This window comes from Methanoplanus sp. FWC-SCC4, from assembly GCF_032878975.1.
Lineage (GTDB): Archaea > Halobacteriota > Methanomicrobia > Methanomicrobiales > Methanomicrobiaceae > Methanochimaera > Methanochimaera problematica.
The window spans coordinates 895,315-917,798 of record NZ_CP043875.1 but is presented as its reverse complement, the minus strand read 5'-3'; the positions used below and the strand labels follow the sequence as shown (position 1 = coordinate 917,798).

The 22,484-nt window shown below is 33.3% G+C and carries 13 protein-coding genes; 5 read left to right on the top strand and 8 right to left on the bottom strand.

Annotation, left to right across the window (positions count from 1 at the left end; genetic code table 11):
* Window positions 1-146 precede the first annotated feature (146 nt).
* Window positions 147-1,409, top strand: coding sequence for a hypothetical protein (locus F1737_RS04690; RefSeq protein ID WP_317137618.1), 1,263 nt, complete (start codon window positions 147-149; stop codon window positions 1,407-1,409).
* Window positions 1,410-1,684: 275 nt separating this feature from the next.
* Window positions 1,685-3,010 carry an ATP-binding protein gene (locus F1737_RS04685; RefSeq protein WP_317137617.1) on the top strand — a complete coding sequence of 442 codons (1,326 nt, stop codon included), beginning with the start codon at window positions 1,685-1,687 and terminating at the stop codon, window positions 3,008-3,010.
* Window positions 3,011-3,120: 110 nt separating this feature from the next.
* On the opposite strand, the gene F1737_RS04680 is transcribed toward F1737_RS04685, so the two are convergent.
* From F1737_RS04680 to F1737_RS04670, 3 genes are all read right to left on the bottom strand, one after another.
* Window positions 3,121-3,432 carry a hypothetical protein gene (locus F1737_RS04680; protein WP_317137616.1) on the bottom strand — a complete coding sequence of 104 codons (312 nt, stop codon included), beginning with the start codon at window positions 3,430-3,432 and terminating at the stop codon, window positions 3,121-3,123.
* Window positions 3,419-3,619, bottom strand: a complete 201-nt coding sequence (locus F1737_RS04675) for a hypothetical protein (RefSeq protein WP_317137615.1) — start codon at window positions 3,617-3,619, stop codon at window positions 3,419-3,421. Before F1737_RS04675 ends, F1737_RS04680 begins: the two co-directional genes overlap by 14 nt.
* A gap of 643 nt (window positions 3,620-4,262) precedes the next feature.
* Window positions 4,263-4,553 (bottom strand): hypothetical protein, encoded by a 291-nt coding sequence (locus F1737_RS04670; protein WP_317137614.1) that lies wholly within the window; start codon window positions 4,551-4,553, stop codon window positions 4,263-4,265.
* 213 nt (window positions 4,554-4,766) lie between these two features.
* On the opposite strand from F1737_RS04670, the gene F1737_RS04665 reads away from it, so the two are divergent.
* The 3 genes from F1737_RS04665 to F1737_RS04655 all read left to right on the top strand — a co-directional run bounded on the left by F1737_RS04665 (window position 4,767) and on the right by F1737_RS04655 (window position 10,469).
* Window positions 4,767-5,564: a hypothetical protein gene (locus F1737_RS04665; protein WP_317137613.1), complete on the top strand. Its 798-nt coding sequence runs from the start codon at window positions 4,767-4,769 to the stop codon at window positions 5,562-5,564.
* A gap of 116 nt (window positions 5,565-5,680) precedes the next feature.
* Window positions 5,681-6,514, top strand: a complete 834-nt coding sequence (locus tag F1737_RS04660) for a viperin family antiviral radical SAM protein (protein WP_317137612.1) — start codon at window positions 5,681-5,683, stop codon at window positions 6,512-6,514.
* Window positions 6,501-10,469 carry a hypothetical protein gene (locus F1737_RS04655; protein WP_317137611.1) on the top strand — a complete coding sequence of 1,323 codons (3,969 nt, stop codon included), beginning with the start codon at window positions 6,501-6,503 and terminating at the stop codon, window positions 10,467-10,469. Before F1737_RS04660 ends, F1737_RS04655 begins: the two co-directional genes overlap by 14 nt.
* Window positions 10,470-11,269: 800 nt before the next feature.
* On the opposite strand, the gene F1737_RS04650 is transcribed toward F1737_RS04655, so the two are convergent.
* The 5 genes from F1737_RS04650 to F1737_RS04630 all read right to left on the bottom strand — a co-directional run bounded on the left by F1737_RS04650 (window position 11,270) and on the right by F1737_RS04630 (window position 22,474).
* Window positions 11,270-16,555, bottom strand: coding sequence for a DEAD/DEAH box helicase (locus F1737_RS04650; protein ID WP_317137610.1), 5,286 nt, complete (start codon window positions 16,553-16,555; stop codon window positions 11,270-11,272).
* Window positions 16,552-17,592 carry a hypothetical protein gene (locus F1737_RS04645; RefSeq protein WP_317137609.1) on the bottom strand — a complete coding sequence of 347 codons (1,041 nt, stop codon included), beginning with the start codon at window positions 17,590-17,592 and terminating at the stop codon, window positions 16,552-16,554. The genes F1737_RS04650 and F1737_RS04645 overlap by 4 nt, the downstream gene beginning before the upstream one ends.
* A 4-nt stretch (window positions 17,593-17,596) precedes the next feature.
* Window positions 17,597-19,699, bottom strand: a complete 2,103-nt coding sequence (locus F1737_RS04640) for a hypothetical protein (RefSeq protein ID WP_317137608.1) — start codon at window positions 19,697-19,699, stop codon at window positions 17,597-17,599.
* Window positions 19,700-21,304, bottom strand: a complete 1,605-nt coding sequence (locus F1737_RS04635; RefSeq protein WP_317137607.1) for a competence protein CoiA family protein — start codon at window positions 21,302-21,304, stop codon at window positions 19,700-19,702.
* 234 nt (window positions 21,305-21,538) lie between these two features.
* On the bottom strand, window positions 21,539-22,474 hold the full coding sequence (locus F1737_RS04630; RefSeq protein WP_317135806.1) for an IS5 family transposase: 936 nt from the start codon (window positions 22,472-22,474) through the stop codon (window positions 21,539-21,541).
* Window positions 22,475-22,484: the final 10 nt, after the last annotated feature.

The window sequence follows — 22,484 nt, the reverse complement described above, 5'->3', positions numbered from 1 at the left end:
GCGAGACAGCTACAAACTACGTAAGAGTTACAATATAGAAAGATTTATTCTCTATTGACCAAAACACATTTTTAATGGGGGCATTCAACTGGATGAGACTTAATCTATCTCGCCTATTAAAAATAGTTACAGCATTCCTGGACAAAATGGTTGATAAAGTCGTTTCAGCGATTGATAATATCGCTCAATTTTTCCTAGCTGTTATTATATGTGTTTCTGGTGTTTTCAGCATCTTCGCTGTTTTATTAGACCATCCTGTAATAGGGATATGGTTGGTGAATGTTTTCATACTCGCCGATGTGTCGTTTAATCATTGGAAAAAAGTTTCTCAATTAAATAGGGAAAAGGATTATCAATTAACGTGGGAAGAGCTTTCTCAATTAAATAGGAAAAAGGATTATCAATTAACGCGGGAAAAATTTTTTAAATTAAATCAGAATGAGGTATCTCAGTTAAATCTGAAAGAATTATCTCGATTAAAAAAATATGGCTTGACCGCTTCCATTCTTTTTTTACCGTTGTTTTTAGTCCCGACTCTGTGGTTTCTTATTTTCGGTCAATCTTATCTCTTCACAATCTTTAATTATGAGTGGGCAGGAGCCGCACTACCCTCATTCACCACTATAATGGTAGTAACGACATTCTTCTTGTTGGGGCTTTTTGTTGTATTGCCCTGGCTCTCCGGATTAATTTCAAAGATGGGTATTTATCATGCATCTGATAGGGAATATCTTGAAGAAGAATATAGGGGATTTATAAAGAAATGTAAGCGATTCGGTAAACAATTTGTAGAGGTATGTAAGCGATTATGTAAGCAATTTATAGAGAGATGTAAGCGATTTAGAGAGGAACGTAAGCTATTTGGATTTGTCCATGCACTAAATTCATATCTGGATTTTCATCACGAGTCTGACATGGAATGTTTTAGAAAGAAGTGTAAGCTAGTTGGATTTGTATATGCACTAATTTCAGTACCACTCATCATATCATACCTCATGTATTTACGCTCATTTGATATGCAATTTGATTTGACGGGCGCCGTCCTAGTGATGATTTCTACTACAGTTACTCTTCTAGTCATCAGAATTAATAGTAACCCCTCGAAAGATCGAATAAACCGTCCAGAAGGTGTAACTCCAAAGCAACACGACTCTCTGATTAAAACACATAAAGAAAGGATATTATCCTTTTTATTCTCCTTAATTTTTGCTCAATGGATATTAACCATTATTGCACTGACCACGGTTATCCGGCAAGATTCAGAATTTAAATTCGGTACCGAGCCGTCAATAGTATGGGGGTTTATTGCACTCTTCTTAGTTGTACTCATCTTCGCCACATACATTGGAGAGAGAATTCTTAGATGGAGACACCCCCATGACCAAATTTACGGAAGAAACTACCGATAACTCTCTCTTTTTTTAATTCATATTTCTAAGAGCCACACCCTGCGGAGCATGCCCGGCCATTGCCCGGTGATGTGGAGCGGGGTACACACCACACACAGCCGGCAGGGGACGAGACGACAGAGGTCCCTGCGGACGTAATCCAAACCAGCTTAAGCAGGAAAAACAAGGCACTTTCAACATTAAGTTAGATAAATGTGTACATAATTCACAAAATAAGTTGTAAAAATGTGTACTAGAAACACATAATTAGTACTTAAGCACACATAAGCAATAATATGAAGCGGTTTATTTACGATACTTTACTTAAATGGAAAGAAAGTGGAGAACGTAAACCTGTTATTATTGAAGGAATTCGCCAGTGCGGAAAAACATGGATATTAAAACACTTTGGTGAAGCTGAATTCAAAGATATCGCTTACTTCAACTTCGAATATGATGACCGGCTGCAAAAGATATTCGAAGGCGACCTGAATGTTTCAAGAATTATCAAAGAACTTGGAATTCTAAGGAATAAATCCATTAAGCCCGGAACAACCATCCTTATATTGGACGAAATTCAGGTTTGTCCCCGTGCGATAACTTCTCTCAAATATTTCTGCGAAAATCTGTCAGAACTCCACGTTGCTGCCGCCGGTTCTCTCTTGGGAGTGGCTATTGCACAGATGGGTAAAAATGTTTCATTTCCGGTTGGCAAAGTGCAGATGCTTAAGATGTATCCTCTTAATTTCCCGGAATTTCTCCTGGCAAAAGACGAAGAACTCCTTTACGATTACCTGAATGATTTATCCCAGGATGAAAAGATATCCGCTGCGTTTACCGGCAAACTGGAGGAAGCATATCGTGAATACCTGATTACGGGAGGTATGCCCGAGGTTGTCAGTTCATGGGTAAATAACCACGACATCGGGCTTGTAGAAACGATACAAAGCGAGATTCTTGGCAATTATGAAAAGGATTTCGTGAAATATGCGTCTGTATCCGAATTTCCAAAACTTACCCTGATCTGGAATGCAATACCTGCTCAGCTTGCAAAGGATAATCAGAAATTCATATTCTCCCATGTAAAGCATGGAATGCGTGCCCGGGATTTGGAAGACTCTCTTCAATGGCTGATATCGGCAGGGCTTATCTACAAGGTCGAAAAAATCGAACGTCCCTATATTCCGGTTACGACATCTGCGGACATTACATACTTCAAGATCTATTTCTCAGATGTAGGACTTTTACGCAGGATGAGCAAATTTCCGGCAGATGTTGTTTTTGATACCTCTTCACTTACCGCCGACATGCGGGGGATTTTAACGGAAAATTTCGTTTTGACAGAGCTTATTGCAAACGATTTCCAAAGACCCTTTTTCTGGAAATCCGACGGGATTGCCGAGGTTGATTATATCATACAGGAAGGCGTTGATGTCGTTCCAATCGAGGTTAAATCAGCAAGAAGAACTCGTTCAAGAAGCCTTACAGAGTACAGGAAAAAATATAGTCCGCGTGTTGCTGTCCGAACCAGTCTCAATAATATTGCCAGGCATTCGGATGAATACGGGGAGGTTCTGGAAATTCCATTATACCTTATCTGGAAACTGAAGACATACCTCTGAGAATTTTTCTATAGAATAAATTTATTTGTTGAGTATCCAACAGTCTTTCAGAAAAATTAAAAAAGTCGAATGTTACTCTAACAGAGATTCAAACCAACCAATCAATTTTTTCAGGAACAATCTATTTCTTCTTTTAATTTCGAATTATCATATTCAAGCAGTTCGCATTTTCTTTTAAGTCCGCATACTGCAATCCTGTGCTCTTCAAGTTCATACTTCAGCTTTTTATTCTCCTGAACCAGAGTATCATTTTCTTCAGCCTGTTCTTTGATCTTTTGATCATATTCTGAAATCTGCTGCTTTAGCTCAGACAGTTGCGCTTTCTCATCATCTTTCCGTTTCCTGAAAACTTCACATTTGCTCTGATGAGCTGCAAGGGCACGTTTGTTGCTGAACCAACGCCCGCATTCACATTTGATCACAATACTCCCTCCACAGGGCCTCAGGATGACGGTCTTCATCGTAACGGAGGAAATGCCCGTTTGGGATTGCCTCAAGGTACTTTCCCGAGATCCCTGCTTTCTCCTTTGCCTCCTTGTAAGCAGGACAAAACCGCAGATGCGCCCTTAATGCCTGGCGCGATTTAAACCACCTTTTTTTACAATACATGCATTGAATCATAATTTATCACCTAATCAATATTTATCCAAATTAATACTTTATAATAAATATATTATTTTAATATTATATAATATCTTTGTTTATAAATATCACGTGATAATTCAGATGAACTTTCATTTTTATCTCAACACCAGACCAAAATGAAAGAAATTCTTTCAGCATTCATTTCTAAATTTGAAACCATGAAAGAGAAGTGAAGACGAATTCCAAAAATGCTCCTGAAATTTCATTTCATTTTGACCTTAGCGGAAGTTTGCAATGACAGTTAAAAAGAAATCAACCGCATAGTTTTCAGGCAACGGATATACCAGCTGATTTGAAACAGATTGAATAGATCCTTTTCACTGCTTTTATGCGGTTTTTCAAAACTGTGATTTTAGAGGTTTCAATGGGGCTAAACTCAGACCTTATTTTAGTGAAAATTATTACTCAGAAGATTGAAATAAAAGATCCAGAAAAATTAGAGAAAATTAACGTAAAATGGGAATTAACGTTAATTTTAACGTCAACCAATTTTTAGGCGAAATTGTACTTAACACACATCATAGGATTGAGGATTTTAAAGGCTTATAGAAGAGATAAACATGCTTATAAGGGAAATTAGAATCGAAATGTAGGTAAAAAAATGAAGTTAATCAGAGACCAGTTTCGTTGTCCTGGATCTCCGACTGTCCTCAATCTGTACTGCTTCAGTTACAATTTCATTATCTCCAATCTCGTTATTTCCTGGTTGATTATTCTGCATCATATTTTGCTTATATTCATTTGTCTCTTTCATACTCTGAAATATCCCTATAACCACCGCAGGATCTGTATTCTGGATGAATTCGGTTGCCCGATCTTTATCATCAAAAATAAAATCTACCGTCGTTTTTAGGTTTTGTTCATTAACAATACATCTTTCATCACCAAGAGCCTGCATAAGACCATATTTATTTAATTTTATAAATATATATGATAATTGTAAAATATTTATAGTTTTTTATTTTATATATTATTTAATATATTTAAAGATTATGGAAAATACGATTAAGCATAAAAAATTCAGACGCGGGAAAAATATTACAATTAACAGAATAGAGTAATTATTACAATCTTCAGAAACTATTTATTATTAGTATATTAATCTAAATATATGCCACAAGAACAAGTCCTTTTCATCAGTGCAGGGGCACATATTCATGAAACCTATTTTACTACTGTTCAAAATCTCAATCCCACTCATGTTTATGTAATTTACGAAGAAGAAATAATGGTCGACAATCCAGCCGACACTGATTTTTTGAAATCTGAAAAACCTAAAATCAGGACTGCAATCGATGAAATCGAAAATCTAGTAAAAATTGAAAATCAGCGGAAATTTAACAGAATATGTATCCCAAATATTCAAATTGAATCTATAAGGGATGCGATATTAAAAATTCGAAAAGAAAAACATCCAAATGCAGTATTTTCTTTTAATATTACTGCAGGAACTGCACTATTTACAGCAGGTCTTTTTTTAATGGCTATATGGCTTGACGGGAGAGTTTGTGTAACACGCACAAAAACATCATTTTTGGAACTTCAAATACCAAAAATGCACGTTGAAGATTTGAATGAAAGGCAAAAAAAGATAATTATTGCATTAGGGAGTGCAGTAAAGAACGAAAATTGTGAACCTAATGAAGGGTGGATGAAAACACGTCTGGTTATGGCATATATTGGCACCATAAAGGGGGGATCTAATGAAAAACCGCAGAATAAAGATAAAGTTCAGTTTTCCAGGGATCTTGACAGAATGTTCTCAGAATACGAAGATAATAAAGGAAGAGCTGTTAAGGGATGGGATTTAATTGAAGAACGAGGAAGGGGAAGAGAAAAAGAATACAGACTCTTGCCAAGCGGTATTTTTACGTGGAGAATGCTTGAATCCGAGGGTAAAAGAGAATAATTCCCTATATTTAACCTGATATACTATCTCAGCTTAAATATTAGATAATTTTTGATTTCAAAATAATGTAACAATTACTGCAAATTATCATATGAGCTTTTATTGAATTATAAAATATGCCAATGCAATCCACTATAAAATCCGTCAACTGGCACATAACTCCACGATGCAATTACAGATGCAGATTTTGTTTTGCACAGAATTTCCATGACGGAGTTGTTCCCTATGATAAAGGACTGCAAATATTAGAGAAGCTTGCCAATGCAGGAATGACAAAAATAAATTTTGCCGGCGGGGAGCCATTACTTCATCCAAGAATTCTGGATTACTGCAGAGAATCAAAAAATCTTGGAATGACAGTATCAATTACAACAAACGGTTCCAAATTAAATCCGGCCAAAATCAGAAAAATGGCAGGAACTGTTGACTGGATAGGACTTTCCATTGATTCATCACTTGATACGGTTGAGGCTGAACTTGGCCGTGGAACAGGAAACCATGTATCAAATTGTCTGGAATCGGCAATATATCTGCATCAGGCCGGGATTAAACTTAAAATAAACACCTGTGTAAATGCTCTTACATTTCAGGAGAATATGATCCCCCTGATACGGATGCTAAATCCTGATCGGTGGAAAGTTCTTCAGATGATGCACATTGACGGAGAAAACGACTTTGCAAGAGATTTGGAGATTTCACCGGGTGATTTCAGATATTTTGTGGAGCGTCACAGAAATGTAATGCTTGAAAACGGCACATCACCTGTCTTTGAATCGGCAGATGATATGGAGAGTTCTTATTTTATGCTCACTCCCGGAGGCTTTGTTAAAAGCGATGCCGGCAGAAAAGTGACACTTTATCCACTTGATGAAGTAATAGAAAAGGGAATAGATAACTTTGTATCCGAGATGAAATATCAGGAGAGAGGGGCAATATATGAATGGTCATGAAAACTATTCTTCTTTTAAAGATTCAGGAATGATAATGCAGATACCATCAGTTGTTTTTCAGTGGTCGCTGTATGAATTACACCGCATAAAAAAAATCCAGACAATTCAGGAAAATGCAGAATATTTTACTGATGAAGAAATTACAGATGTAAACAACCAGCTTGGAAGAATGAGCTGTTTTCTCTATCAGTTAGCCTCTGATGCCGGTACTTTACAGAATGTATATCATGAGCTAAAAAAGGGTGAAAACCAGAAATTTCTGGAGAAAACACTCATATATGTAAAAAATCTACAGAATTCAACCTCTACAGGATATGCTGAATACTATTTCCCGCAGGATGGTACGAAAGGCGCCTTAAAAGATTCAAAAAAGTCTGAAGTTTCAGAATATTCTGTCATTAAGGCTCTTTTTAAAAGGCACGAGAGAGGTTATTCTGATTTATTATTTCCTGCCGGAAATATTTTCAATGACAATCTTATCAAATATCTGCTGGAATATGGAAATATCGGCAGTGAAATTCATCCTGTTCTAAAATATCTCAGTAAATATCCAAAACCATGGAATAATCTGGATATGCTGGAATATTTTACAAATCAGGAAAAAGGTACAGAACTAAAACTTTCCTGGCAGGAGTATTTTGTATCCGAAATTTCAACTCCATATTATTACAACCTGAAAGATGGCCTGGCAGGATTTAATTCAAACTCGGCTACAACTCCTGATGCAAAATCTGACTTAAATGAATTTAGTCCAAGAGATTTTTTTCATCACCATAATATTCATTCACCTGACAAGGTTTATGCACCTTTTATGAAGGAGATAAGGGATAAATTTGCATCGGAATTTTCTGTTCCGGTTCCTTCTGATTTCTGGTATGGTTTTTATGGATACAGCTCCGGTTCTTATGATGAGAAATACACCTATCTTCGTTACCATAAATTCACCACCGATGTTCTGACAATTGCAGCGGAATTCTGGTTTTCGGAGAAATCATCTGATGAACAGGTAGAATATTTAAATCACGAGAAAAGATTTGAAATAATTCCGGAAGACATCTCAGAATGGCCGATTTCTTGGTTTGAAAGAGGTTTATTAGAGGGCATATCTTCTTCAAATGAGAGAATTGTCGCAATTAAACAAATTCTATCGCGTGATTCGTTAACTGAATATGAAACATTTGTCTGGACACTTTTTCTGGGTGATTCATTATGGCTCTGTGAAGATTCAGAAGGCACCAGGGAGTGCTATAATAAGGCACATGAGATCTTATCTGGTAACCTTGATAATGAGGAATTTATCCTCAATGAATCTGAAAGACGCTGCCAGTATTGCTTTCCGACATGGTGTGATTTATCTGGTTTTATCAGGGAAAATAAACCAAAAAGATATACTCAGGATGATTTTAAGGAGATTGTCAGCATTAAAAAATGCCTTTCATACGGCAATACTAATGAAGCAGAAGAAAAGATTCTTAATCTTACCAAATCCCTGCCGGAGCGTACATCTGATGCAAAGGCAATTATTCTGAATCATCTGTATGCGATTGCTGAAGAAATGGGTGCTGAAAGTTATCTTCCCTCATTTAAATCCCAGTTTTTTGATCTTTGGGAGTATGTCCGTAAACTTCGGTTTAAGGAGATTAATTCCAGATTGGAATATGCTGATCCAGACCGGAGAACAGATTTTTTTCAATTTACCAGTAAATACAAAAAAGCAAAGGTTCTGATCGGCAGCGGTAAGAAAGAATACAAAGATGGTATGGCTGAAGCCGGACGCTGCCTGTACCATATTTCCAGGAATAAAATAGAGGATTGTCCAGTGATCTACAATGCTCTGGATGAGTCTATCAAGTCAAATCAGAAAAGTCATTCTTTACTTTACCCGCCATTATCAGAAGCCTATTTTTATTTATGCAAAGTAATTTCAGGGGAGATTAATTCCGGGAGGGAAGTCCTTTTTGGTGCCATTGAAAAGTGGCTGGGAGATCATTACAGAAAGATTGATGATAAAAAAAAGAAGCAGTGTATTTTTCTTTTAGAGTTTATTGCTGTTGAGGTTAAGAATGAAAAAAGTGAATCTCTAAAAGAGTGCTTATTTCCTCTCTTTGACTGTATAATGGAATCTGTGGATAATTATTATGAGATAGTTACAGAGTCCTCAATAAAAGCTTCCATTATTCCGTTGTGCAAAGAATGGTTTGAACAAAAAATTGCGGATGCTGAGAGAAATCAGCCAGCCGCAATAAGCAGTTCCGATCCAGATGTAATTTCTAAATCATTGCATGGTACATATAAAAAGAGTATAGATAACTGGTTCTCAAAAAAAAGAGACCTTCATTTTGGCCTGGCCTCTCTAAAAGAGTATTCCGGGGATATTACTGCAATTGAGGAATATAAAAAACCCAATCTGTATTTGGTAAACTGGCTTGACAATGCTAAAAAAGTCCTGGATGCAGCAGCTAATACTACTACTGACCAGAAGGACAGATGTGAAATTAAATGGATTATTAAAAAGCTGGATGTCTTTAAAGAAGACACCAGCATTTATGAACGCATAGGCGTCATCTACATGAATCAGCTTGATTTTGAATCAGCATGGGAGTGTTTTAAGCTTGCTGTTTCCGAAGGACCTTACAATAATAGAGTACTCCATTACTTAGTCGAACTGGATAGTTATCTGGAAGACCATGTGAGAGTTGAGGCAATAGAAGGCTGTTCTGACGCTGTAATATCGTTTAAATCAGCTGACTATGAATATTTTACAATCTGCAGGGATAATTATGATGAAAATTTTGATTTCTCCGGTCCGGTTCTTAAATATGCCAAAGGTCTGGAGTCATTACTGGATGAAAAGATCTGGTCTGGTGTTGTCAGTGAATTTGGATCTGATGATGAATTGGAAGAACTGAAAGGTATGTGGTGGATTTCTCCGTCACTGATTGCAGGGGAAAATCGTCATTCTTTCAGCCTGGGTTCATGGCACAAAATGATATGGAAAAATATCTTTAAAATGGAAAATTATGATAAAAATACTCCTGATTTAATAGTCAACATTTGCAATAATTTATCTGATAATTATTCCACAGAGTGCCTTAATTCAATTGAAGAGGCATGCTCTGCAATTGTGGAGAAAAGAAATGAGATTGCACATGGCGATGTTTTAAGCAAGTCTGAATTGAATGCCATCAGAGAAGACTTTGTTATCAGGCTGAACACTCTGATTCAGCAATTGTGGGGGTCAACACAGAAAAAAAGAAGGTGGGATGACTCAATGAAAAGCTGTGATCTTTTGTTTAAATTAGGAAGTACCTGTGAATATGATGGGAAAAATCTGTCAGCATTAAAATATTACAACAGGTGTCTTGAGATTAAACCGTGGAGTACACCGTTCTTATCAAATAAAGCAGGATTATGTAAAGAATTAGCTGAAGAAGCAAAGAAAAATCATAACTCTATACTTTATGCTGATTATATGGATATGGCTAATGATGCCAATAAAAAATACGAGAGGTACTCTCACATAAATGATAAAATCAGGGATTATACAATATTAAATATTTCTAAGAAATATGGGCCTGCCAAAAAGATTCTTGATGAACTGGAAAGAGATGAAATCGTTGTTGAGGATAAATTAGTAAATTTTGTTGTTAAATTGAAACTGGAATGTAATGATTACGTAAAGGATGCAGATGAGAAATTAAGAAAAGCAGAGCGCTTGCTTAAAAAAAATCCGGAAAACAAAGATGCTCTGTGTGCAATGTTAGTGCCACTATATCAGTTGGGAAGAGATGATGAGATCGAACCTATAATGAATAAAGTTGCCGGAATTTTAGAAGATTATGAGGATATATACAATGTTGAATATGAATACTTGAGTTCTGTGTCACAACTTCAGTCAATGTGGCACAAGTATAAATGCTCATTCATGGAAAGGTTTAACCGAGTTTCAGAATAAAATACATCATATTTTCAATTGCTTTCAAGAGGAGCGGGATTTGGAAAGATAATCGGATTCATGAAAACTCGGATAATTGCGGCAGTTCCTATATAAAAGGGACGTAAAATAATCTTCTATAAAAAACCTTTTTTTATCCATAATCTGTGTGCCCCTGTTCATGAGAGACTTTATTATAATGCTAAAAATTTTTTTAGCCAAATAGACTCATATTTTGAAAATTTATCAGACTAAAAAATTTATCTATCGGGATATTGTTTCATATTTCTGAAATTGTTTCATGAAAATTGTATTTTGATTTTTTGCAAATTTTATTCTGTCAAAAGGGCGTGATAATTACGGGTAAAAAAGCTATGACTCCATAAGCAGCAGGACGTATTCAGTCCGCTGATATATACAATCATTTCTTTTTCTTCAGCAAGGCTGAATCGATATTCTTTTCCAAACTTTTTTCTGATGATATACTTGTTTCTCTCATCCTCTAATTCATTGAGATATAGCCGGTTTGTTTTATTCATCTTTATCACTGACTTAGACTGATTTTCTGTTTTAATTAAAGATTTGTAATAGCTTTTTGATGGTATAAACAGCAACACAAATAAAATGAGACTAAAAATAACAAAATCAAACTTATTCCATAGGATTTTATCTTAAAATCAATTATATTTCTTTATCATCATTAATGATTTAAAATCATTACAGCGATTATCAATAGGAATTTTAGTAAGGTAGATCTTCATTGGATTATATCATAATCTAATGGATGATCATGGGTGAATTAACATCTACTAAGATCAACCCTAAAATATCCCTTTTACCATATTGTATGCTAGTGGCAAATTACGTTTTACTAATCTATCAGATAAATATATAGTTTCAGTATTATCTTGAAGCTTATACATGGCAGGATAAATTATAATTTTTTTCTTCAATTTATTATTAGAAACATATAATCCATTTTCAGTCTCAATAAGACAGATCTCTGGATTATAATTTTTTAATCTCTCAATTAGTGGCATTAACAGTTCTTTTTGTTTATCCTGAGTTAAGCCTTTAGGAAGTTTGTTTTTCATTCCCCAATATAATAAATCAAGAGCAGCAAAACGGTCAAGTTTATCTTGGTGATTTTGATTCCAGTAATGTTTTAAACAATTATGGCACGCTGATTCACAATTTGATGGGCAAATCAAAGTTTCTTCGGTGCTTTTAAAAATTGAATCCAAACTAATGTTTAACAATTCTGAAGAATAACCTGCACCACTTGATAGACTGTCATAAAGATAAATATCAATAAACACATTTTTTTCATTACTATGGATTCTAAACCCTGCTTTAAGCTCAGAGAAGTCTATATCTAAGTTTCTACTTGCTGCTAAAAGTAAAGCCTCTGTTAATGTAATTGCAGCATTTTTCATCCATAATCCCTTATATCCAGTATTTATCTTGTTTTTATCAAGATCAAATTCAAAAACAACCATATCTGTATTAAAAGTATGACCCAGATAGACATTTTCAATATTTGAACTATCAGAATGATTGCATTGAATTTTTCTTTTTGAAGGTGGAATATAGGGTGCACCAATGCCTTTAAAAGAAGGCTCTGATAATTGCACTACCTCAGCTGCCCCACATTTTCTGCAAACATAAAATCCATTTCCATTAATTCCTTTATTTATCACAGTGATTTTATCCGAACGATTAGCTGCTTTAATGTGAGGATATCCTATGTCCTTTAAGTCATTTTGATCAGGTTCTGCAAAATAACAAGGTTCTTCCGCATATGAATATTCAACCTCAGCCCAAGATTCAGGTATGCTTCTACCATTAATTGGAGCAAATCCCCATGGTTTTAGCATTTTGTGATCTGATTTGATCATTGAATTACAGAAAGGACAGCGATCATTTTTTGGTGCCTCTGTTGCTGTCCATCCACATTCTTGATTTTCACATTGGTATAAATCATAGAAATAGTTTGGATCATCAAAATATGGTGTAGCTTGCTTTTCTTGATAACTATTTTTAAATTTAGAATGGTAACTATAAATTCCCCCAACTTTGTAGGTTTTCTTATCCACAACTAGTATCTTTCCAGGTGCATATTCACTAATTGCAATTTCAAGTGAACGTTCTGGCCTTTGCTCAATATTCCCATTTTTATCTTCTATATAAAATCCTACTACATTTTGTGGAAATGAATAAGTTGGTAAAATACCTTCAGAATTTAAATGATCTAAAAGAGAAGAGGTTTCATATTTATTTGAATTGTATCTTTCTGGATTATTAATCACTGTTTTTCGAATTATTTTCAAATTTTCAATGAGAGCGGCCTTAAACTCTTTAATGCTTTTATTGCTGTTGAAATTATTGGATAATAATAATTTAGTAGAACTTTGATCATAGCTTAAATCACCCATAAATATTAGAAAATCTTCAAAAAATTCATTATAAAATGATAATGTTGCGCAGTCTGCAAGATCAGTATTTTTTTTGTTCAAAAAGTCATTTAAGACAACTAAATTCAGGTGTCTTTTATTCAGCTTTGCATTTTCTGCATCTATCCAAGGTAATCGTGGATTTCCTGAGATAATACTCTTCGGATCATTGAAATACCAACCATCATGGGGCCCATTTTGTGCATAGGTAACTATAGTCGAAATTGAAGTTCCACGTCTTCCTGCACGACCTGCTCTCTGCTGATAATTCTCTCTCATTGGAGGAACATTTCTAAGACTAATTGCTGTTAATGATCCAATATCAATACCAACTTCCATTGTAGTAGTACAACTTAAAACATCAATTGGGGATTTTTCTTTAAAACAAATATTCTGGAATCTCATCTCATAACTTTCAGTTTGAGACCAGGTTTTTTCACGAGGGTCTTTATAAGATAATTGAGCAGTATGTTCTTCTGAATTTATCGTTTTAATTTCCTGACCAGAACCCTCATTTATTGTATCTAAAACAGGTTCTCGCCAAAATTTGTATCTTTCAAAATCAGAGATTTTCTCTATTGACTCTCCGCCACACCTTGCGCAGTGCCCCCACAATGATTTTGGAAATATACCAGAGCAAGTATTACATCTGAACCATTCAGATGTTTCATTATACTTTAATTGGATTTTATTAAGTAAGAGATATGATAACTCTTGATTCTCATTTCCTCTTCCTAAAAATGTATCATTGAGAGTTTGTTGAATTGAATCTATTTCTTCATCATTGTACTTCTGTGATTTAAGAATTTCTTTAAGAAATTTAGGAGTTTTATCTAGATCTTTTTGTTCAACACCTAGCCGTCCATGAGAATGACGGAAAACGTTTTCCCTAACTCTATTAGAGATATTTTCTCCAATTGCATATTTTTCTGTACAGAGATTGTTAGACCATGATGAAAAAATTGAAATATACTCTTTCTCTGAAATATTCACTCCTTCACCCGACAATTCTTCTATACAGTCGTCAATATCATCAGAATTGCTAGGCTCTAAACAACATAATCCAAGATCTATTAAAGATCTATAGGAGGAACATAGATTTTTTAATAATTGTTCTGAATATAATCCTGGCGGATTACGGAATTTTCCAGATAATTTATCGTAATCCAAGCCTTTGTTTCTTCTATTTACTCTAGATAACTCTTTCTTAATAACTCCAAGATCTGAATCAAATATATCTTTATCTCCCCCATAGAATAATCTTAAATTATTATTGTTTGCAATTTCAAGAAATGCCGGATATAACATTTCTAATGTAACATCTCTGTTGTTTTGTTCGGCCCACTTTTGAAGATTGTATGCAGCAAGTACAATTGCAGATCTAGCAGCCTCATCATCTGCTGATCTTGTCATATCCTTTGCAAGTACTGCAGCTTTCTGCCTACTGTCTGAAAATAATAATACTTTTCGTCCTGCATTTGGTTGCTGTATCAACATTTTTTCATCAAATATAGTTGGAGGCTGAGTATGTAACTGGGAGGCAACAATATTATAAAATGGTTCATTTCCTTTTGTTGAAAAGTCAGACAAGGTTCGATTACCAATCCTGCCACCACATTTTGGACAGGATTTAAATGTTAATATTCCCATTTTAGAACTAATTTCGTTTCTAGGATCAGGATATAAAACTTTTAAAAAACCATCATCTTTATATTGATCATCAAAATGAACAACACCTGTTTTTGGATTCAACCAACCCTTCATTGTTTTATTTGATTTCATTCGGTAGTTTTCAGGTACAATAAACAAATTGATCTCTTTCATATCTTTAGAAAAAATTTCTCCTGGATATCTCCAGAGATCGTTCCCTTCTTCTGATATATTGCTGCTCATGTAACCCTTTATAAATAAAGCACCACAACGACGATCATTTATTAATTCATATATCTTTCCGCCACATGAGCAAGTTTCTCTTCCACTATCAGCGTAGATCTGTCCAAGAGTGATTCCATCACCGGAACATTTATTTGGACAATTAGGGTTTGTACAAGCAAATACTCCTTCTAGTCCTCTGAAAAACATATGAAGACGAGCCGGAAATAAAACTTGCCCCCCTTCACTTTTTGCAAGGGGCATAATAGCAAGTAAAACCTGAACGGAGTAATTGGCGACATCTGGAGGGTCATTAGGAAATACAATATTGGCTAATTCTTTAAAATTAATTGCATTTCCAGATGTATATTGAATAAGTCTTTGTACCGGAGCAAATTTTGAAAGATTTTCATACAGAAAATTACCAATTTCAGCATAACTTAAATCTGGAATGTCAAAATTAAGATTTTTGAAAAAATTCTCAATTTCGGCTTTTCTTTCTCCTTCATCTTTTAGAAATTCATCGATAGAGATATCTGCGATTAGTTTTGCAGAGAAATCTATCTTATCCTTTATAGAAACCTGTTTCTTTTTGCCAGATATAATTGAAAAGTTATCATTTTCAGAGTTATTTAAAGTTAAATCATTGAAAAAATTTTGAATTACTTTTTTATCTTCTGTTGATTCAGTGGGAATACTTGCACTAGTTAAAATGAATCTAATTTTATCTCTATTAATTTTTAATTTGTACATCAAACGACGAAGAAGTAGAGCAACCTCTCCTCCTGGAGACCCATGATACATATGGGCTTCATCAATTACAATCAGAAGTTTGTTTTCAGGAGAAGCATTTAACCATTCTCGTGTTTTATCCCAAATTGATGTTTCTATTTCCCGGATAAGCATAAATTGAAGCATCGTATAATTTGTGACAAGTATATCCGGACAATAATTCTGCATCTCCCATCTTGTAATCAATTCAGCATCATGAGGATCGGTTGAATGAGTTCCTTCCTTTAAATAATTTATAAATTCATTAAGATCTTTTTTTGCAGGATATCTTCCTATTTTCTTTAACTCATTAATAAATTCTGGGTCTCCATCTAAAAGATCACGTTCCATTGTTTTTGCAAGTTCTTTATCCTTTTTTAATTGAGGGGCACCGGGATATGGTGTTCTTCCAGTATACATTCCAAATTGTGGAATGCGAATATTTGGGTCGTTTGCATATTCTATAAAAACTGAATGAAAATTACCATCATTATCTCCGATCATCCTACGTAACCGACCGATCTGGTCAGAAACAAGTGCATTCATTGGATAAAGTAAAAGTGCACGAATCCCCCTTTTATTCCAAGATTCCGGATTTGATTGTGCTTCATTAGCTAGGCTTGCGATAATAGGCCACATAAAGCATTCAGTTTTACCAGAACCCGTTCCAGTTGTAACCAAAATATCTCGTCCATGGAAAAAGGATTCTAATGCATCAATCTGGTGAGTATATGGGCTTTCAAAAACACCGAGATTTTGATCAGCCATCTTATGAAGAATTTCCCGAACATTCTCTGGAATGTCTGCAGTTGACAATCCATTATTAGAAATTTTGTAAAGAGGATTTGATTCTATGTATGGATCTTGATATAATGTATTGTCTTTCTCTAAAAGTTCATTTCCTACCTCAAGAAGTAAATTATTTACTCCAAAATATTGAGACTGAATATAATTTTTTAATTTGTTTATAAGCTCTTTGTGAGTATTTTGTATTCCGTAAATCTCTGTCATGTTATCACCTTAAAATCAACATTTAAATTACTTAGAATCCTTTGAATAACTGGTAAAAATTTAATTGAGGTAATATATTGTGTCCTGTCGTACATGTTATTGACAGGCCAAGAAATCATGTATAGTAAAGACTGTTCTCTTAAAGGGAGGGATGTATATAATTGAATTTTCACTTCTTTTCCTTGTATTGTTAATTCTGAATTGCAAGGGTTATTTTCAATAGACCTTATTCCATACAGAATTCTTCTAACTTCTTTAGTTTGAATAATATGTTTAGGGAAAGGTGTGAAAAAGAATTTCCCTCCAGAATATTTAATGAATCCATAATCAGAGTTATTTATATTATTTTTATATACTGTGATTTCCCTATTCTTATCAAAATATTCATTCCATGAATTATGAAAACTCTTTTTTGATGAATAATCAAAAAACCTCCAATAATCAGGAATATCTGAGATATTAATAAAATTGCTTTTAAATTCATTTATATAATAATTTACTGTTTTTTCAGCATTTTCATTAGGGATGTAAAATAATTCTTCTAATCTAACACAAGGAATGTTCTCTTTTTGACTATTTCTATAACAACCAAGCCCAAATACCTGTTTTCCAGGTTCATAAAAGTATCCACGTTCGAAATATAGATTATTATTGACAAAGCCATTTTTTTCTTTCGAAAGTTGAACTGTATTGTTTTCTCCGGGTACTAATACCCCCCCCAACAATAACCTTTTTTGAATTTCCTGTACAGGTTTGGGGTCTTTTTCTTCAAAGGGGTAAAAATAAAATTCAATATGGGGATATATTTCAAGAAACCCTTCTAATATTTCTCCACATTTTCTAGTAATATGATGTTTTGTGCAACCCTCTTCTTTAACACCCTCATGATCGTCAATTTTTCTGTCAAATGTAGATGCTTTGATCCACTCTGAAATTGCAGAATATATTATACGACCAATGAATTGACTCTCGTTTTCTTTAGAAAAATGGGTTATATTTAAATCCTTTGCTATTTGAAGATAGATATTTTTATTCATATAATTAATCTCCGTTACAATATTTCTTTGCGATTTCATAATACGCAGAATTTTCAAAGGATTGTAAATATTCAATATAATTATCAATAGTTTCTTGAATTTGATTATAATAAATTAACTCTGGAATTATAATTTCCAATAAACGATTTTGATCTAACTCCACTTCAGAAAGGCTCAGTAGAGCTTTAGCTCTAGAATTATTATATCCTTTAGTTATTGGGGAATATATCGTAAGTTCAGATATTTTTTTATAAAGATTTTTATATATTTTTTTGTCATAACTAGGAGGATCTATATTTTCAATTATTGCGGGTAATATTTCATCAAAAACGAATGGAGAAATTATTTCTTCACAATCAATAATGCCCATATACCCTAAGATGCCAGATGGAAGTATCCTTATAGTATCTTTGAATTCTGCTGAAAAAAGTAGAAACTTTTCTGGGTTGTCTCTAATAAGATTTAGATAGAGATATTCATCGCAATAGCCAATTGCATTTTTTATTACTATTACATTACTTTCACTTGATTTGACGGATATCGATAAATTCTCAAAATTATTAAATCCTGTAGGAAGATGAATAATATCTGGTGTTTTAGAACAGAATGTTATAGAGATTGTTTCAGCTAAGAGCTGTGATGTATTCCCTATAAGAATTATTGGTAATCCTGAAAGATAACATCCAACAATATATTTTGATAAAATTTCTGAGAAATTGTGATTTATTGTAATATTGTCGATGTTCCCTTCTAATTCATCTATTAGATCTTTTTTATTATTTATACTGAATCTATCCTCATTTTCAATTGATTTTGATTTTATTACATTAATTATTGAATTAGAACTTATTGAGTTTTTAGGGATACTATCTAATATGGCTATCTCGCCCAAAAATTTTCCAGAATATTCCTTTATGGAATTAAATTTATCTTTGCAAAATTGATTTAATTGCTCATTTTGTTTTTTTAATTGGTTTATTTCTTCCTTGTATTTACTAATTATTTTTTCATAATCATTATATTCAAGGTAAATCTCTTCTTTTTTTGTATTTAATACTATTAATTCATTTTTAAGTTCTTTTTCTTCACTCCTAAGATCATTAAGATTTTGCTCAATTTTTATTTTTTCATCTATAAGATAATCTCCCTTTAGAATATCCAAATATGAATTTTTATAATCAGGTGTATTTTCAATGACACTTTCAAGAAAGTTTTCAACCCCTTTTTTTGAAACATAATCATGAATAATTTTAGATGCTTCTTCAAATTTTTTCATGGTACTATGTGTAAAAATGAAATCATTTTCTTCAAAAGTTGACAATTTAAAAAAGTATTCAATATTTTCTCTATTTTTTAATGCATAGTCTATTGTATTTTGAATTAGTAATTTCTGTTCTTCATTGTATTCCATCCTTCGCCCAATGTCCTCAAAATAGCATTTAAAGAGTCCTAAGAAGCTTTTAATAGGCAATTCTTCTAATGGCTCCTTTAATTTCCGTTCCCTGTAAATAATCCTTCTTTGAACGTCATACGCTCCAAATGGAACATTTTTCAGATGATCATTAGTATCTATACAATGTTCTTTTTGAATTTTATGTACATTAGCAATTGCCCCATCTCTGACCTTAAAGACATTATGTTCTAGATTATAATCAGTTTTTTTTAAGTTGAAACAATAGTAATCTTTTTCACTAATTCCAAATACTAACAATAAATTGCTTGAAATATTATTTTGAACCTTAAATCCTGATATCATCAAATCAATCTTATCTTCAAGATCAATAGCAGGTATTGTTAATCCTTCATTTAAATTATCATTATCAAGAAATATCAATTCATAAAAAAGTTCTTGAGTTCGGCTTGACCATTGCTTAGTTTTATCTTCAGGATCAAATTCCCATTCCCATATACCTAACTCATTATCTATAGCAGAGTGAGGATCCATACTTATTGTTTTAATTTCTGGAAAATCCTCGATTTTGCTTTTCCTGCCCACTTGCCATAAAGTTGGACCACTTTTAACAACAGGATCTGCAATTCTTAATAATTTAGAATAACTATTTTGATCGATTATTGTCAGGCAAAGTGAGTAATTTTTTTTTGTCATTTAGATAGTTCCCCCTGAAAAATTCATGATTATATTATCATAAGCAGACTTTGGAATATTACCTTTACGAAAAGAGTCTTGGATATAGGATTTTACTTTGGGATATTCTTTTAATTTCGGTAAAATGTACTTAAGAACTATCGGGGTAGGAATGTATGGTCCTTTTTTGTTTAGTAATATTTGATAAATTTGTTTATCTTCTAAATTTAGGCTATTATTATATCTTTTATTTTTAATGGGAAAGTAGATCTCTTGTATAATATCTAGACCATGAAGAGTCAGGAATGAATCTCCTTCCTCAATATCAGTTATCTTTGGAGATGAAAGCATACCTCTAAACAATGATCTTAGATGGTTGTCCCTAATATGGCAAAGATTACATTTAAAATTTGATTTAATAGAAAATTTAGAGTTTTTACATAAAATTACTTCTTTATCATCACCAATACTCTTATTTCCATATTGAGTTTGTATTATTGGAGGAATATACTTAGTTGGTTCCAATGAAGAATTAAATGAGATTACAGGACTAAATTGAACATTTTCATCATTTTGAGGAATGATTATTTGATCTTTAGTAACTTCTATTGTAAATATGGCACCATTTGAAATCAATTCAACATTATCAATTGGATACTCTGAATTTTCAATTATTTTTACAAATTTCCGATCTATTATTTGATTATTTGATTTTAAAAGATAAATCGCCTTACATTTATTCTTATGAAAATGTTTATTCCCTTGCTGAATATGTGGTGGCCAAATTGGTGTAAGTCTTGAAGGATTTTCAACGAGTGTAACATGGAGATCTCTTGCAAATTCACTAGACTCATTCGTAATTTTAGTAAATTTGATTTTATGAACAGACCATTTTTCATAATCCATTGCCTTTACAGCCAATTCATTAGAAGATTCTATTTTTAAAAATTCCTTTGATATTATATCTTTTTTTGTTGGTATTACTAAATAGTAATCAGTATCAGTAGTAATCTTCCCATTTAATGCAACTTTTCTTGAGAATGTGTCGCTGCAAAAAAATATGGCACCCTCATGATTGATTCCAGGAGTTTCTGAAACCCATTTATGACTAAATAAAGAATTTGGGATATTCGCATAATTTAATGAATAGTATTCATAAAGCCAATTTAATGAGTAGTATGTGAATTCATCAATTATGAGGTCTTCAAGAGATATTTGGACTAAAAATGCATTATTAGGATTTTTTAATACAATTTTTTGAGAAGAATTAATTTCCCTCTTGATTACATCTTCAGGAACAGGAAATAATCCCATATATAATCTAAAATTTTGACCAAATTTTCTAAGATATATTGGAAAACCAGCTAATTTTCGATTATAATTATAACTATTATATCCACTTCCTTCTACATACTTTTCACATGTTTTCGCAATAAGTGAATCCCGTATATGTTTGAAGTGCGGATTAATTTTATCTGAATAAACATATCCAACATATTCTCCACAAAAAGGACAGGTATATTGTTTACTTGTCTGTTTGCTTGATTCTTTTTTTATTTTTTTTAAATCTTTGGCATATATAATAAATTGTTTCCCTGGCGATTCGTTATCATATGCATATTCCAAAAATACTCCCCCTCCTTTTAAACAGAAAGCATTAAAATATAATTTTTGACTATTAATATCTATTTGTTACAAATCGAAAAAAGATTTTCCCCTTTTATTTTTGCAAATTAATTATAGAGAATTACTATAATCCCAATTTTTACTGAATCAATAAGATCAAAGGTTTGTTCTTCCGATTTATTTTTTCATTTCTTTGAATATTTCTTTCAATTTCAGATAGCTATCGCTCTTTGATCAATGTCCATAAATTGTTCTCATTTGATAGAGATTAAAACAAAATGCTGAAAACATATTTTTCACCCGCACTCTTTTCAAATCGGTTACTTTTACACTGCCTGATCCAAAAACTGATTTAATCACAGCAAATGGTCTTTCCCCTTTGGATCTTTTCCTGCTGATTCTATTATTACGAAGTTTGTCTCTGATACCTATTGGATGGTCTCTTGCTCCTCTCAACATTGTGGCATTGTATCCTTTGCATTCAGCTCCCTGATAGCCTCTGTCCCGGTAAACAACTTCATCAATATCAGATAAATCAATCTGACTGTCGTGTAGAGATGCAGTAGTAGTACAAATCCTTCGAATCAGATCATAATCACTGTCAATAATTACGTGCAGCTTATATCCAAAGTAAGATTTCCCTCCTTTCTTTGTCCATGTACCGTCCTTACTTCTTCTGGTCTTTGCTTCTTTTCCTCTTGGAGTATCAACTCTTGTATGTCCGGGATCTGAGTGAATAAATGTTGCATCCTGAATCATACCTTTTCTAATTGAAAGACCTTTAAGATCCAGTTGTCGCTGTAATTCATTCCAAATTAGAGAATCTTTTCCGGATTTGGATAGTCTTTCACGAAAAAGCCAGATAGTAGAACGATCAGGTATCTTTAAGGGATAACCCAAAAATTGTCTGAAAGAAATCCTGTCATTAGCCTGTCTTTCAAGTTCAGGATCAGAGAGACCGTGCCATTGCTGAAGGACGAGCATCTTAATCATCAGAACCTCATCCAGATTTGGACGGCCTCCAATTTCAGTTTGGTTTGTATATAGTTCTTTGATGATAGGGCGGAATTGTTCCCAGTCAATCATCTTTTCAACTTCACCCAATCGATCTCCCAATTCAGCAATATGCTCATATTCACTTTTTATTGCAAAATTAGTGAAATTACTCATGAATTAAAGA